This window comes from Actinoplanes campanulatus (assembly GCF_014647795.1).
Classification (GTDB): Bacteria; Actinomycetota; Actinomycetes; order Mycobacteriales; family Micromonosporaceae; genus Actinoplanes; species Actinoplanes campanulatus.
This window is the reverse complement of sequence record NZ_BMPW01000012.1, coordinates 117,347-132,048: the sequence shown is the minus strand read 5'-3', so window position 1 is coordinate 132,048 and position 14,702 is coordinate 117,347. Positions and strand designations below refer to the sequence as shown.

The 14,702-nt window shown below is 70.4% G+C and carries 10 protein-coding genes and 1 pseudogene; 3 read left to right on the top strand and 8 right to left on the bottom strand.

Translation table 11 applies throughout. From position 1 onward, the window contains the following. Window positions 1-3: 3 nt before the first annotated feature. The 3 genes from IEZ13_RS23605 to IEZ13_RS23595 are packed head-to-tail and all read right to left on the bottom strand — an operon-like array spanning window position 4 to window position 4,718. Window positions 4-771: an FkbM family methyltransferase gene (locus tag IEZ13_RS23605; RefSeq protein WP_183226269.1), complete on the bottom strand. Its 768-nt coding sequence runs from the start codon at window positions 769-771 to the stop codon at window positions 4-6. 35 nt (window positions 772-806) lie between these two features. Beyond that, on the bottom strand, window positions 807-3,896 hold the full coding sequence (locus IEZ13_RS23600; protein ID WP_183226268.1) for a DUF4132 domain-containing protein: 3,090 nt from the start codon (window positions 3,894-3,896) through the stop codon (window positions 807-809). Between the two features lie 21 nt (window positions 3,897-3,917). After that, window positions 3,918-4,718, bottom strand: coding sequence for a DUF4142 domain-containing protein (locus IEZ13_RS23595; protein ID WP_183226267.1), 801 nt, complete (start codon window positions 4,716-4,718; stop codon window positions 3,918-3,920). Between the two features lie 153 nt (window positions 4,719-4,871). On the opposite strand from IEZ13_RS23595, the gene IEZ13_RS23590 reads away from it, so the two are divergent. After that, window positions 4,872-5,921 (top strand): DUF2293 domain-containing protein, encoded by a 1,050-nt coding sequence (locus IEZ13_RS23590; protein ID WP_183226266.1) that lies wholly within the window; start codon window positions 4,872-4,874, stop codon window positions 5,919-5,921. 59 nt (window positions 5,922-5,980) lie between these two features. Beyond that, a complete protein-coding gene (locus IEZ13_RS23585) occupies window positions 5,981-7,291 on the top strand; it encodes a hypothetical protein (protein ID WP_183226265.1) in 1,311 nt (436 codons plus the stop codon). 86 nt (window positions 7,292-7,377) lie between these two features. Here the strand turns inward: IEZ13_RS23585 and IEZ13_RS46710 are convergent. After that, window positions 7,378-9,339: pseudogene (locus IEZ13_RS46710) on the bottom strand (DNA glycosylase AlkZ-like family protein). 30 nt (window positions 9,340-9,369) lie between these two features. Then, window positions 9,370-10,557, bottom strand: coding sequence for an epoxide hydrolase family protein (locus IEZ13_RS23570; RefSeq protein WP_183226264.1), 1,188 nt, complete (start codon window positions 10,555-10,557; stop codon window positions 9,370-9,372). A 63-nt stretch (window positions 10,558-10,620) separates the two neighbouring features. Here IEZ13_RS23570 and IEZ13_RS23565 point away from each other — a divergent pair, with 63 nt between their 5' ends. Then, entirely contained in the window at window positions 10,621-11,580 is a 960-nt protein-coding gene (locus IEZ13_RS23565) for a helix-turn-helix transcriptional regulator (RefSeq protein WP_183226263.1), read from the top strand. A gap of 302 nt (window positions 11,581-11,882) precedes the next feature. Here IEZ13_RS23565 and IEZ13_RS23560 read toward each other — a convergent pair whose 3' ends face one another. Genes IEZ13_RS23560 through IEZ13_RS23550 form a run of 3 tightly spaced genes read right to left on the bottom strand, consistent with a single transcriptional unit; the run spans window position 11,883 to window position 14,699 of the window. Next, entirely contained in the window at window positions 11,883-12,449 is a 567-nt protein-coding gene (locus IEZ13_RS23560) for a PIN domain-containing protein (protein WP_221246212.1), read from the bottom strand. Window positions 12,450-12,458: 9 nt separating this feature from the next. Then, entirely contained in the window at window positions 12,459-12,929 is a 471-nt protein-coding gene (locus tag IEZ13_RS23555) for a helix-turn-helix domain-containing protein (RefSeq protein WP_183226262.1), read from the bottom strand. A 39-nt stretch (window positions 12,930-12,968) separates the two neighbouring features. After that, entirely contained in the window at window positions 12,969-14,699 is a 1,731-nt protein-coding gene (locus tag IEZ13_RS23550; RefSeq protein WP_229794938.1) for a DEAD/DEAH box helicase, read from the bottom strand. Between the last annotated feature and the right edge of the window lie 3 nt (window positions 14,700-14,702).

Here is a 14,702-nt window from a genome sequence, read left to right as displayed (position 1 = left end):
GGCTCAGCGGCAGTAGACGTCGCCGGCGTTCGCCTCGTGCGGCAGCTCCCGGATGTGGGTGGCCATCTCCTCCCGGCCCACCCACTCCGGGAAGGTCATCGACATCGACTCGCCCATCGCGATGTTGAACTCCTTGAAACCGAGCCCGGTCACCCGGTCGAGACAGCGCAGCGCCACTTCCCGCTCAATTGTCGTGAATTCGAAGGACAGCGCCGGAACGGAACGGCTCAGACCCGAGAGAACCGTTTCCTCGAACCCTTCGACGTCGATTTTCACGAATGCCGGAATCCCGTGTTCGGCGAACAGTGAATCGAGCGTCACGGACCGGACCCGGAACTGCTCGTCCCACACCTGACCCTGCCAGCCGTCGGCGCCGTCAGCGGCCCGGACGAAGTCGCTGGACGCCGTGGACACCGTGGGATTCGCCGAGTTGACATAGAAGTCGACCGTCCCGGCGGACCCGCCGCACACCGCCGGAATCGCCACCACATCGTCGTCACCTGCATAGATCTCCCGGATCGCGCGCAGGCAGAGCGGCTGTGGCTCCACCGCGACGACCCGCGCCCCGAGCCGCCGGAAACTCCCGATCCGGTCCCCCACATGCGCCCCGACGTCGAAGACCAGATCGCCGGGCCCCACGAAACGCGCGTAGAACGCGTCCAGCGCCGCGTCGTGCTCCGCATTTCCGTAGTAGAAACCGAGCGACCGGTGAATGGGCGAGGCCGCCGGATCGGCTTTGAGCGAGTCGAGCGCGTCACGGTTGAATTGCATACCGGATTATAGCAATTCTTGGATGCGGGACCGAGTCAGTCGAATACGCGCAGATCGTGCACCAGCTCCGAGAAGACCACCGGCGGCAGGTCCCCGGGACCCGGACCGCCCGCACCGACCAGGATCACGTCGACGACCGTCTGCGGCGGGGCGGTGTCGACGGTGTCCGAGGCGTGCCAGCCCGGATCGGTGCGCAGCAGCGCGTGCACACCTCCGCCCAGCGGTTTCGCCATCTGGACGGCGGCGTCGTACCAGCGCGTCCAGCCGTGCCGTTCCAGGCCGCGCAGCACGGCGTAGGTGGTCTCGCGCCCGGCGTACCGGTGCAGGTCCCGAAGGTCCCGATGGACCGGCCGGTCGAGCTGCGCGAACGGCTGGAGCAGCTGATAGTCGGCGAAGACCGCGCCCCAGGCGGCCAGCTCGCCGTCCGGGAAGAGCAACGGATGCAGCACGCTGAGGGTCGCGTCGTCCGGCAGCGTGGCCGGATCGTCGTCCACGGTGGCCGGCGTGCCGTCCTCGGCGACCCGGATCGTGCCGGTCAGGGTCGCGCCGTCGAAGACGCCCCAGACCAGGCGGCGGGCCAGGTGGGTCGTCCACGGGTGGGCCGCGAACCGGTCCAGGAAGATCGGGGCCGGGATCCGCCGCTGGGCGCACATCGCCCGTTCCAGCCGGGCCACGTGCAGCGACGCCGAGGCGCGGGCCTCCCTGCGCAGCGCGGTGAGCCGGTCCTTGGCCGCCCTACGTCGCTGCGGGTCGCCGCCCCGGGGGAGGTCGGCGAGGATCCGGCCGTCGGTGTCCCGCAGGACCGGGGCCAGTTGGTGGTCGAAGCCGATCCGGAACGTGCCGGCGCCGGTGTCGAGGACGTCCCCGCCCTCCTCGTCGAGGCCGAGCGACGGCACCAGCCGGTCGGCCAGCTCGTCCGGGGTGAGCCCGCGCAGGTCGGCGATCGACTCGATGTGGTCCCGGGCGCGGCTCTTGAAGACCGGGAACCGGGAACGCTCGGCGAGCAGGCTCAACTCGATCAGGGCGGCGTCGGTGCCGCGGTGCCGCAGCGCGTCGAGGGCGGCCTGGGCACGGGCCGCCGCGTTGTTCCCGGCCCACTGCCGGGCGTGCGCGGCCAGCCGCCGGGCGCCCGCGTCGTCGCCGATCAGGCCCACCGCCTGCATGCACCAGCCGTCGGCGGCCGGCGCCCCGGCCGCCACCCAGCGGTCGAACAGCGCGTCCGCGAAGGCCGCCCGGGACACGGCGGTCCAGCGGTTCCGTGCGGCGAGGACCGCCGGGTGCACCTCGTCGGTGTCGCACGACGCCAGGCGTACCAGGAAATGGTCTTGATCGTCGGTTGTCGCCCGGCTGCCGTCGGCGGCCGTGAGCGGAGGCAGCGGCGTGCCCGTCAGATAGGCCGGGATCTTCGGCTTCCTGGCCCTCGGCGCGTCGAGCGGGTCCCGTTCCAGGAGCGTGACCAGGTCCGCGGCCCGGTCGCCGGCCTGGGCCGTGAGCAGCGCCCGGTGCCCCTGACCGTCGAGATAGCGCAGCGCCCGCCCGGTCGCCGGGTCGTCCGGTTCGGCGCGCCACAGCGCCACCGTCCCGGCCGCCGCGTGCTCCGGATGGCGCAGCAGCCAGGAACGGGCCAGTCGGCGATGCTTCTTCCCGGCGAAGGCGCGGGCCATCGGCGCGGCCAGCGACGCGTGCCCGACCGGCTGCGCCACCTCCAGCGCCGCCTCCACACAGGCCGCGTCGCCGAACGCCGACAGCAGCGGCGCGACGTGACTCACCCCGTGCCTGAGCAGCAGCAACGGGATCAGCGACCGCACCCAGTAGTGGTAGTGGGTGAAACCGGGCGCCATCAGCCGCTCATGGGTCCAGCGCGGCGCGAGAGCCAGGGCGGGCAGCGTCGCCGGGATCGCCCAGCGCTCGCGATGCTCCAGCCAGGCGGTCACCGCGGCGGTGTCGCACCGCCCGATCGGCACACCGTCCCACTGCTCGGCGTCCGCGTGCACGCCCTTCCGCTCGGCCTCCTCCCGCTCGGCGTCGCGGAGGCACAGCACGGGCTCCACCGGCACGGCCACGTCCAGCCAGGCGGGAAAGACCGCCTTCGGCGGCTGATAAGAACAAGGCGATCCATCTGGTACGTCGACCCGCGCCGTTTCCGGAACGGTGAATCCGGTCGCCCACGTGTGCCCGGCACGGCGCTGGTCGTCCAGCGCGGCCCGGGCCGTGTCGTCGTCGACGTGGGCGAGCAGACCGCACCAGATGCCGTTGTAGTGCGGGTCGTCGCGGTACGGGGAGTCCGGCCGCATCCGGGCCAGCACCGGGCCGGCCGCCGCGCCCGCCGTCTCCACCACACCGGACAGGTAGATCCGGCCGGCGAAGAACTCGTGCCGCACCCGGTCGTTGGCGCGCAGGAAGCGTTCCAGGGTGTCCAGGTCGCCGGCGGCCAGCCCGGAGGCGTGCACCGCGGCGTTGCCGAACCGGCCGACGTACAGCATCGCCTCCGCGTGCGCGGCCCGCTCCTCCGGCCCCGCCTCCGGGCCGAGCGGCAGCAGATAGGTGACCGCCCAGAACAGGTCGGCGCGGAGGCTGCCGGTGATCTCCTTCGCCATCCGGTCCCGGACGTCCAGCAGCACGTCACGGGCCTGGGCGTACGTCGCCGCGTCGGCCGTCACCAGCAGCTCCCGCAGGCGGCCGAAGACACCCACCCCGGTGTACGGCAGGTCGACGTGGAAGCCGCCGAGCACCCGCCGGCACGCCTCGGGCAGACCGTGGGCGGCCACCAGGAAGTCGGCCAGCCACTCGTCGGCGCCGTGATCGACGTACTGGAACCGCTCGCGGACCGCCCGGACCAGCGCGTGGTCCTCCCGCTCGTCACCGATCCGGGCCGCTTCGCCGAGCAGCCGGGCGCCGAGCGCCCGGTCCTCCGCCGCGAACGAGGTGACCAGCTCCCACACGCGCGACGACCCGGTCTTCGCCCGGATCTCGGCGTCCTGCGCCCAGATCCCGTGCCGCAGCCCGGCCCACGCCTCGTCGAGCCCGGCCGGTGGCCGGATGCCGGTGGCGATGCCACCCCGGCGCGGATGCAGGACGGATCGCAGCCAGTCGGTGACGATCACACCGTTGCTCGACGAGGTCATCGCGCCACAGTAGGGCCTTTCTCAGCCCCCGTAGTAGCGCGGGCGCCGGGACCGGTAGCCGTTCCGGCCGCGGCCGCCGACGATCTGCCGGGTGACGAGGCCGCCCACGACCAGTCCGCCGGCCAGGGCCGCGGCGATCAGCGGAATGTTCGCGCCGCTCTCACCGGAGTTCTGTCCGGCCGCGGAGAGCACCGGGGTGGCCGGCTTGCTGCTGGCCGCCGCGTTCGGGGCCGGGGCGGTCGGCAGGGCGGCGAAGTCGACGATCCCACTGCTCTCCAGCAGGGTCATGTGCGTCATGACGAACTGGTTCGCCTGCTGGGCCAGCCTACGGACGGTGTCGTTGCGGGTGCTCGACCGGATCGTCGCGATCGCCGGGAAGATCTTGCCGTGCGCGGACCGCAGCCGGTCGATGTAGATCGCGTCGAACTCGGGACCCTCCGCCGCCTCCATCTCGTCGAGCCAGCCCTGCTGGTCGCTGTTCGGCTCGTTGGGCAGGGCGATCTTCAGTTCCTTGGCGGCGGTACGGGCCAGCTCGTCGAGCGCGGCATGCTGGTCGGCGATGTTCTGGCCGATCCGCTTGATCCGGGCGCTGTTCGACTTCTGCTGGGCCATCTCCCCCGCCGGGATCTCCCACAGGCCGGCGAGGCGGACCTTCACGACGAGGTCCTTGTCGGCGGCCGAGATCGCACCGGTCCCCCGGTTGAGCAGCAGGTTCTCGGGAGGCACCGGGACGTCCGGCGCGGCCCGCACCGGATCGGGCACGAGCATGACCAGCGCGGCGGAGAGAACCGCGGCACTGCACAGACGGCGCCACACGGACATCAAACCTCCCTCGTTCTCGTGTGCCGCCCAGGGCTCATCGAGTCCCGTCGACACTTGCGGACACCGGGTGATACGAACCATTGACCGGATCGGATCACGAAACCTGTGGCCCATCTGTGCCCACCCGTTCCCGGGGCGGGGTAGCGTGCCTCCATGCCGCCCGTCGCCAAGCTGGAACGCCGCGTGGTGACCGCGGCCGAGCAGGCCCTGGAGCGGCAGCGTCACGTGTGCCCGCTCGACGTGCTCACCGGGATGGGGTGGCTGCCACCCGGGCTGGTGACCGACTGGCGGCAGGGCCGGGCACCGGACCTGGAGTCCGTCGCGGCGGTCTCCGCCGACCGGCTCACCGACGCACTGGAGATCTTCCACCGCTGGGTGGAGGGCCGAGGTCTGCGCCCCAGCGAGGTCGACTACCCGTCCGCCACCCGCGACCGCCGGCCACTGCGCTTCACCGCCGCCGCCGACCCCGCGCTGGAACGCGCCTACCGCACCCACTGGATGCCCGCGGACCTGCCGGAACGCCAGCGGGACCGGCTGACCGCCCGGCAGAGCAAGCCCCCGGACCTCGTGGTGGTGCTGCCGCTGCGCGACTTCACCTGCGCGAGCTGCGGCCACCACGGCGCCGAGATGCTGACGATGGAGGACGCCGGCCCGATCTGCCTCACCTGCGCCGACCTCGACCACCTGGTGTTCCTGCCGGCCGGCGACGCGGCGCTGACCCGCCGTGCCAAGGCGGCCAGCCGGCTCTCCGCGGTGGTCGTCCGCTTCAACCGCTCCCGCAAACGCCACGAACGCCAGGGCCTGCTGGTCGAACAGGCCGCCCTCGACCAGGCCGAACAGCAGTGCCTGTCCGACGAGGAGGCCCGCGCCCGCCGCCGCGAACGCGACCGCGAACGCCGCGAGGCCGCCGACGAGACGTTCCAGCACGACCTGGCCGCCGAGATCACCCGCCTGTTCCCGGGCTGCCCACCACCCCGGGCCGAGTCGATCAGCCGGCACACGTCCCTCCGCGGCAGCGGCCGGGTGGGCCGCAGCGCCGCGGGCCGGGCCCTCGACCCGGACGCGGTGACCCGGGCGGTGATCGCCTCCGTCCGGCACGAGGACACCTCGTACGACGAGCTGCTGATGTCCGGCGTCCCCCGGGACGAGGCCCGAGCCCAGATCCGCGACGCCATCGACCGGATCCTCACCCGCTGGCGCTGATCGACCATCGTGGACGATCATCCGTAGAATCGCCGCACATCACTATCTGCGGGGGATTCATGGCCTTCCTTGCTTACCGCGCTTCCACGGTCGCCGCGGCGACCGTCGTCCTTACCCTGTCCGCATCCCCGAGCTGGGCGGCGGCCGCCAACAATCCGCCGGCCGTTCCCACGTCGCTGAGGGTCGGCGGCATTGCCTGCGCGCCTGGCGGCATCTTCGTCGGCACCACCGGCCCGCAGGTCACCGCCCAGTTCACGGACGCCGACCTCGGCATGATTCCGGGTGAGACGCTGACCCCGGCATTCGTGATCTGGCCGGCCGGCGAACCGGCTCGGCGCATCGACTGGACAGCCACCGAACTGACGTACTCCGGCACCGTGTTCACGGCGGTCCCGGCCACCCTGACCAACGGCCAGAAATATCACCTGAAGGCTCGCGCCACCGACGCCGCGGGCGCCGTGTCGGCGTGGTCACCCATCTGCACCTTCACCGTCGACACGACCCGTCCGCACGCCCCGGTCGTGACCTCCACCGACTATCCGGAGAACGCTCCGGGCGGCGGCGTCGGCATCACCGGGAAGTTCACGTTCGCCGTGGCCGGAGGCGACCGGGACGTGACGAAGTTCCGGTATTCGACGACCACGTCCGGGCTGCGCGAGGTACCGGTGGGCCGTGACGGCCGGGCCACCGTCGAGATCACGCCGACCATGTTCGGCACCAACGTCCTCACGGTTCAGGCGATCGACCGTACCCTCAACCGCTCGGTCGAGACGAACTACTCCTTCCAGGTCATCGACCACACGCCGAAGGTCTTCGACCAGAATTGGGGCGCCGCAGTCGGCGAGCCGCGGACGATCCAACTCTCGAGTCAGGTGCCCGGGACGGTGTCGTTCACCTACCGGCTGAACGACGGCCCGTCGGCGACCGCCACCGCCGATGCCGAAGGCCGCAGCACCGTCGTCGTCACCCCCGACCAGCGAGGGGACAACTTCCTGACCGTCACCAGCCAGACCGCGGAGGGCGTGGTCTCGCCCGAGACCAGGGCGAACCTCTACGTGCCGGTGCAGGTTCCGCGACCGGCCATCAGCTCGCCCGACCTGCCGACCGACGGCACCCCGTCACCCGCGGGCCAGCCGGTCACGATCGTCCTGCGTACGGACTCACCGGACGTCGCCGAGTTCGTCTATTCCGTCGACTTCGGGAACACCGAGCAGGTGGTGACCGCCGACGGGAACGGCAACGCCACCTTCGTTCACACCACGCGCCCCGGAGCGGAATACCTGGAGGTCATGGCCCGCGCCCGCACCGCGGACGGCTTCGAGTCGGACACGGTCATCACCGGATGGGAACTGACGCCCACCGAGCCCTGACGGATCCACCCACCCGCTCAGCGGCGCTTGGCGAACTCCGCCAGGCGCTCGCTGAGCGGCCTCACCCGCGCGCTGCGGTATCCCGTTCAGCCGGTAAGCCGGGAAGCCGGAGTGTCACGGTCTCGTACGTGGTGGGTCGCACCGGGAGCGGCGAACTCCAGCAAGCGGCCGCCTTCGGCTTCGACCTCGGCACGCTGGACCGCGGTCAGCGGCCGGAACGGGTCGATCTCCAGAACTGTCGAATCCCTGCCCGGATGAAGCTTCCACGTGCCCGCCACCTCGCCGTCCACCAGCAGCGTGGCGCGCATCCCATTGCTCGTCATGACCCGTTTCCGGGCCTCTTCCGAGATCACGCGGGTGCGGTCGGCGTGGGAGGCGAGCAGGTTGTCGTACTCGGGCAGGAACCGAACCGGCGCGTAGGTGTCCGCGTCGGGGCGCGGCGCTTCCGGAAGGTCGAACAGTTCGACGCCGTGCTCGTCACGGAAGACCGCCAGCCGCGGGCGAAGCGTGTCCAGGACGGGACGCAGCCGGGTTCGCCCGGCCCACGTCTGCACATCGCTGATCGAGGCAGGGCCGAACGCGGCGAGGTAGCGCAGCACGATCCGTTCGCCGTCCGTCTCGGCGTCGGGGCCGGCGCCGACCCAGTCGGCCGCCGTCGCGTACCTGGTGGCGCCGCCGATTCCCCACACCGCACGTGGCGGCAACTGGATCAGCGGGGTCAGGTTGCGCACCACGGTTGCGAGCGCGCGGGGCTCACGATCCGGCCACTATTCGTTCAGCGCCATCCCCAGTTCGCCGGGCGTGAGGTTCCGCCTGCCGAGCAGTGCCCGGCCCGCCTCCGCCACGGCGGCACGGTCCAAGCCGGTCAGGGCCGATTTGAACGCGGTGTTCAGTTCGCGGTCGAGGGCCGGCTGAGCCCATGGCCGCAGCAGGCGGTAGTCGGCGGCGGTGACCAGGTGAATGGTGCTGCGCATCAGCGCGATGCGGACCAGTCGACGGTCGTTGAGCCCGTCCGCCAGGTCAGCGACACCGAATCTCCGCAGCCTGCTCCACAGTCCGAAGTAGGGCGCGTACGGTGCCTGCGCTTGCATACCGACCAGGCGGGTGATCGCCTCCTCGGCGGTCACATCGGCCCGTTCCAGCAACATCTGGCGAGCGAGCAGGGCCCGCCCCAACGCCCGTCGTCCCCATGTCCGCGGCACGGTCAGCCTCCGAAGTCGGCGCGGTGGTCCGCGGCCCATTCCGCGTACGTCCGCGCGGGCCGGCCGGTGATCCGCTCGACGGTGTCGTTCACCGGCGCGGGCTTGCCGACCGCCTCCGCCATCAGGCCGAAACAGCGCCGCCAGGAACTCGCCGTCCATGAACCGGCTCATCTGCTCCAGCACAGGCGCCGGGTCGAGGTCCTCGACGGTGAGCGCGCGCCCGAGCGTCTCGCCGAGGATGCGGACCTGCTGGGCCTGGGTGAGCGACTCCGGTCCGGTCAGGTCGTACACCCGGCCGGTGTGCCCGCCGCTGGTCAGGATCCGCGCGGCCACCGCGGCGACGTCCCGCTCGTGCACCGCGCTGAACGCCGCCCCGGTGTACGGCGCCCGGATGACGTCTCCGCTCCGCGTCTGCATCGCGAAGGTCAGCGAGTTGATCGCCGGGAACAGCAGGCGCAGGAACGTCCAGTCGATCCCGGACGCCTCGATGGCCCGCTCGACGTCCCGGTGGTATCGGGCGATCACGTCGGTCTGCGGCTCGGCCCCGGCGACGATCGCCCCGGAGGAGAGGAACACCAGTCGCCGTACGCCGGCCGCGCGCGCCGCCGCCAGCAGCGGGGACACGTCCATGCCGTACTGAAGGATCACCAGGGCGGCCTCGACGCCGGCGAATGCCGGCGGCAGCGTCTCCGGCCGGGTCAGATCACCGCGGACGACGTCGATGCCGTCCGGGAGGGCGGCCTTTTCGGGGGTACGGGTGAGCGCCCGCACCGGCACGTTCGTGGCGGCCAGCTCCTCTACGGTCTCGCGTCCGAAGTGGGCGGTGGCACCGATGACGAGATACATGATGTGTCGCCTTTCGTGGCGGAGGAGTGTTCAGCGGACCTGGCGGAAGAACCGCCGGATGTCGTCGGCGAGCAGGTCGGGTGCGTCGTGGGCGGCGAAGTGGCTGCCCCGGTCGTAGACGTTCCAGGAGACGATGTCGCTGTGGTCGCGATCGGCGAACGTCCGGATCGACTGGTAGTCCCACGCGAAGTTGGCCAGGCCGAGCGGCACGGTGGTCGGCGCCGGCACGGTCGTACCGCGGCCGTTCGACTTCTGCCGCGCGGGTGCCGTCGTCGCGTCCTCGTAGTAGAACCGGGCCGCCGAGGCCGCCGTGTTGGTCAACCAATAGATCATCACGTTGGTCAGCACGAAATCCGGATCGAGGTTGCCGCCGAGCAGCTGGGCATGCCAGCCGAGCAGGCCGGCCGGCGAGTCGGCCAGCGCGTGCGCGAGGTTCTGCGGCTCGGTCGACTGGAGCTTGTCGTACGCACCCCGGTTCTGGGTGAACCACTCCGCGAAGGCAAGCTTGCCGCGTTCCTCCTCGGAGAGCCCGGCCAGCTCGGCCGGATCGCCCGACGGGAACGAGAAGACCTGTGTCACGTGCACACCGCAGACGTGCTCCGGATCCGCCCGGCCGACCTCCGGGGAGATCAGTGAGCCGCCGTCGTTGCCGGCCGCGCCGTACCGGTCGTACCCGAGCCGGCGCATCAGCTCCGCCCAGGCCCGCGCCACCCGATACCGGTCCCAGCCGCGCTCGCGGGTGGGCCCGGACAGGCCGAAACCCGGGACTGACGGAATGACCAGGTGGAACGCGTCCGCCGGGTCGCCACTGTGTGCCCGCGGATCGGTCAGCGGGCCGATCACGTCAAGCCACTCGACCACCGTCGTCGGCCAGCCGTGGGTCAGGATCAGGGGAGTCGCGTCCGGCTCCGGCGACCGGACATGCAGAAAGTGGACGTTCTGACCGTCGATCTCCGTGGTGAACTGCGGGTGTGCGTTGAGCTTCGCCTCCCAGGCCCGCCAGTCGTATCCGGTCCGCCAGCGCTCGACCAGCTGTTTGACGTATCCGACCGGGACGCCGTACTCCCAACCCGGCGGAACCGGCCCGGGAGCCGCCGCCGCATCACCCACCGGCAGTTCTTCGGCCCACCGGGTCCGGGCCAGACGCTCCTGGAGATCGTCGAGCTCGGCCTGCGGGATCGCGATCCGGAAGGGAGTGATCGTGCTGTCGTTCGTCATGCGGTCGAGCGTAGGAGCCTATTAGGCAAGGCTCGTTCCTAATGATCTGGCAGGCTTCCAGGAATGTTGGAAACCTCGGCACGGCTGCTGCGCCTGCTCTCCCTGCTGCAGACCCCCCGCGACTGGACCGGCACCGAACTCGCCGAACGCCTGTCGGTCAGCACGCGAACGGTCCGCAACGACGTGGACCGCCTGCGCAACCTCGGCTATCCGGTGCACGGCACGCGCGGCGCGGTCGGCGGATACCGGCTCGGCGCCGGGGCCGCACTGCCACCGCTGCTGCTCGACGACGAGGAGGCGGTCGCCGTCGCGATCGGCTTACGGACCGCCGCCGGCGGCACGATCCTCGGCATCGAGGAGACGTCGATGCGGGCGCTGGCGAAGCTCGAGCAGGTGCTTCCCTCACGCCTACGGCGCAGAGTCAACACCCTTCATCGGTACGCCGACGCAGTCCCCCGCGACGACACCGGTCCACGCGTCGACGCCGACACGCTGAGCACCATCGCAGCGGCCTGCCGGGACCACGTACGCCTGCGCTTCGACTACCGCAGCCACGACGGCTCCGAAAGCCGCCGCGACACCGAGCCCTACCGCTTGGTCAACTGGGGCCGGCGGTGGTACCTCGTCGGGTTCGACGTCGAGCGGGCGGACTGGCGGACCTACCGGGTGGACCGGCTCCACCCACGCACACCCACCGGCCCCCGGTTCACCCCTCGCGAACTCCCCGAGGAGGCCGTCGACCGCGTCCGCCGAGGCGTCTCATCGTCAGCGTGGCGACACCGCGCCCAGGTGGTCGTACACACCTCGGCCGCACGACTGGCCGAGCGGATCAACCCGGCGATCGGCACGATCACGGCCGTCGACGACACCCGCTGCCTGCTGGACACCGGAGCGGACACCATCGAGGCGCTCGCCGTCCACCTCGGCCTCCTCGGCGCCGACTTCACCGTGACCGAGCCCGCCGAGCTAGTCGAACTCGTACGCCAACTCGGAGCCCGATACCGGCGCGCCACCGAGCCCTGAATCAAATCCAGGCATCGAAGATGCCGTCACTCTCCGTCAGTAGGCCAGCCCACCCGGCAATACTGGCCGCCAACAACCCAGAACCAGCATCTGCCGAGAGCGGACCGCGACCGGCCCGCCGTAACGCGGGGCCTGGGGGCCGCCCCAGGTTGGCAATAAGGTGGGCCGGACGTTGCACCATGCGAACCACCCGATCATCGTCACCGGCGACCCATTACCGAGACGTTTCGCCAGTTCAAGGGGTGTTCGACCAGCCCGTTAACCTGATTTGCGCCCGCTTTCAGCCGCCTCGAACGGCTGCGCTACCAAGTCGGAAGGCCGAGATGGCGTCGTACCTCAGCCGCGAATCTGGGCACGCCGGTGCGCTGAAGAAGGACGAGGACCTCCGGCACGGTGTTCGGCGCTCGTCGGTAGGACGCGGCTTGGTGGCGAAGCACGTCCATGGTCACACCGGGGTAGAGATCGAGTTGGTCGAGGAGGAAGTCGTCGGGGTGGATTGCCGCGATGTCGTAGGGCTTGAGGGCCGGCTCGGGGAAGTCGCTGAGGTTGAAGGTGACGATGACTTCGGCATCGGCGCGTACGGCGGCAGCCAGAACGTGCCGGTCCTTCGGATGGTTCGTCATACCGTCGACAAGTGACTCGTAGCCAGTGACCAGGGCGTCGGGGAATGACCGGCTCATCTGGCCGAGCCGCCGATCGACCCGATCCGGTGGTAGCCCACGCTTGGTGAGGTTGCGATGTAGTTCGGCGAAGACGTCGGCCGACCAGAGCGGCCGGTATGCGGAGGCTTCGGCGAGGCGAAGCAGCGTGTCGCACAGGTAGGCCGGGTAGAGCACGCAGGTGTCAAGGAATGCCGGGAACGCCACCATGACCGGCGGTCACCTCGACGGCGGGGAGTCGAGGGTGATCTCGTACAGGTCGTCGTCCTCGGCATCGGCGGCCATCTGGTCCAGGGCTCGGCGGCGTTCGGTGCGGGTGCGCTCGGAGTAGTCGAGGATGTCACGCAGCAGGACTCGTCGATGCCGGCCGCGCAGGCTGTGCGGGATCTCGCCGTCGGTGAGCAGTCGGACCAGCGTGGGTCGTGAGATGTTGAGCAGGTCAGCAGCTTCTTGGGTGGTCAGCATCGTGTTGTGCGGGGCGATCGAGACGGCCATGCCCTGGGACAGGGCACCGACGACGTCGCGCAGCAGTTCGTAGAGCTCGGCCGGGATGTCGAGCTGCGAACCGTCCGGGCCCACCAGCTTCGCTCGCGCGGGGGCCTCTGCGTCGGCCATACCCCGCGCGAAGCGCACCAGGTCGGCGGGGTTTTCCGGCGGCAGAACGGTCCGTTCACGCAGGGTGCTCGACATGAAACCAGCATACCGCTATTCGAAAAATCCGAAAGCCCGCTACGGTCTGACGAAGCCCAGCGCCCGATAGCCGGGCATACGGCGCTGCAGCGAAACGGCAAGGATCGGCGTCGCCGGGTCGTGGTAGTCGTGCACCTCCGCGACGTCCTTGCCGGGCGCCGCTCGGATTACCCGGCCGGCGCATTGGATCAGCAAGCCGTCGAAGGAGATGGGCCCGGCCAGGAACAGGGTGTCGAGTACGGGTGCGTCGAAACCCTCGCCGATGAACGGTGTGGTGCCGATGACCAGGATCCCGTCCCCGGCCTTCGCCTCGGCGAGCCGGTCGACTGCCCCACGCCGATCCGAAGCGGTCATGCCGCCCTGCAGCAGGAGTGCTTGATATCCGCGATCCGCGAGGAGCGAAGCCAGAGTCTCGACATGGGCGACCCGGCGGGTCAGCACAAGACAGTTGCGCCCCTTGGCGAGGGCAGCCGCGACATCGTCGATGATCTGGGCGTTTCGTGCTTCATCCCCGATCAGGGAGCGGTACACGGCCGCCAGTGCGCCCGGTGACGACAGGTCCTCATCAGCCCGGAACTGGGTCTCGTGCACGAACAACAGGCGACGCGGACCCGCCTCTTCCTGCCAGATGGCGGCAAGTGTATCCGGGTCCTCGTCGTTCACGGTGTGCCGAACAGGGCCGAGCTGCCAGGTCACGAGCTCCCCGAGGCCGTCACGGCGGGTTGGTGTCGCGGTGAGCCCGAGCCAGAACTGCGCGCCGATCCGCTTGACCGCATGGTCGTACGCGGCGGCAGCAAGGTGGTGACATTCGTCGACGATCACGTGCCCGTACCCGGTGATGAGGTCCGCGACGTCGGCACGCCGGGCCAGCGAGGGCAGCATCGCGACATCCACGACACCGGTGAGCTTGCGCCGGCCGCCGCCGATCTGCCCCGGCCGTATGCCGAGGAACTGCTCGATGCGTGATCGCCACTGTTCGGCCAATGCTTTGCGGTCGACGAGAATCAGGGTCGAGGTGGCGCGTTCGGCGATCATCGCGCATGCCATGACGGTCTTGCCGGAGCCCGGTGGAGCCACCAGCATGCCGTCGTCATGGGCGAGCATCGCACTCACCCCGGCGCTTTGCCTGGTGGTCAGCTCGGCGGTGAAAGCGACCTCGATCTCCCTGCCGGCCTCCCGCGTATCCGTGATCACCAATCGGGATCCGGCATCCTCAACAATTCGTCCGACTGCGTGCCGCAATCCGCGCGGTAGAACCAGGCGACCGTCCAGCGTGATGTCGTACCCGCGAAGGAACCGTGGCGTGTCCCAGGTCGACTTGCGAAGCCGCTGTAACTCGTAGAACTTCGGATTGGCCAATGAGGCCGCGTGCTTCAACGTGGTCAATGCGGCCGGCGGCAGTTGCGAGATGTCGATACTCAGTCCCTCCGCGAGGTCTGCCTGCACCGTCGTTGGCAGCGGCGGGTGGACCTTGGTGGCATCCGATCTGCTCATCTTCGCCACCCCGGCGCCGACGACGGCCTGTTTCGCGCGACGGGCGACTCTTTCCGCGTCGCCTGGGCTGAGCCGGTCGAGGACCGACAGGAAGGTCCACTGATCCTCGTGTGGCTCCAGGGTCGCCAGATCAAGGAAGAGCGTAAGGCCGTCTTTACGGCGTCGGCCCTGCAGGGGCGCGGCGATCAGGTTGCCGAGCCCTCCGTCGGGTAGGACGTCCTGGTTCGGGAACAGGCGATCGTACGAGCGCAGGTCCATCGAGCCGCGCAGCACCATGGC

Excerpts from the sequence above, each read along its gene's own strand:
- IEZ13_RS23605 (WP_183226269.1), bottom strand. The coding sequence starts at position 771 with ATGCAATTCAACCGTGACGCGCTCGACTCGCTCAAAGCCGATCCGGCG.
- IEZ13_RS23600 (WP_183226268.1), bottom strand. The coding sequence starts at position 3,896 with ATGACCTCGTCGAGCAACGGTGTGATCGTCACCGACTGGCTGCGATCC.
- IEZ13_RS23595 (WP_183226267.1), bottom strand. The coding sequence starts at position 4,718 with ATGTCCGTGTGGCGCCGTCTGTGCAGTGCCGCGGTTCTCTCCGCCGCG.
- IEZ13_RS23590 (WP_183226266.1), top strand. The coding sequence starts at position 4,872 with ATGCCGCCCGTCGCCAAGCTGGAACGCCGCGTGGTGACCGCGGCCGAG.
- IEZ13_RS23585 (WP_183226265.1), top strand. The coding sequence starts at position 5,981 with ATGGCCTTCCTTGCTTACCGCGCTTCCACGGTCGCCGCGGCGACCGTC.
- IEZ13_RS23570 (WP_183226264.1), bottom strand. The coding sequence starts at position 10,557 with ATGACGAACGACAGCACGATCACTCCCTTCCGGATCGCGATCCCGCAG.
- IEZ13_RS23565 (WP_183226263.1), top strand. The coding sequence starts at position 10,621 with ATGTTGGAAACCTCGGCACGGCTGCTGCGCCTGCTCTCCCTGCTGCAG.
- IEZ13_RS23560 (WP_221246212.1), bottom strand. The coding sequence starts at position 12,449 with ATGGTGGCGTTCCCGGCATTCCTTGACACCTGCGTGCTCTACCCGGCC.
- IEZ13_RS23555 (WP_183226262.1), bottom strand. The coding sequence starts at position 12,929 with ATGTCGAGCACCCTGCGTGAACGGACCGTTCTGCCGCCGGAAAACCCC.
- IEZ13_RS23550 (WP_229794938.1), bottom strand. The coding sequence starts at position 14,699 with ATGGTGCTGCGCGGCTCGATGGACCTGCGCTCGTACGATCGCCTGTTC.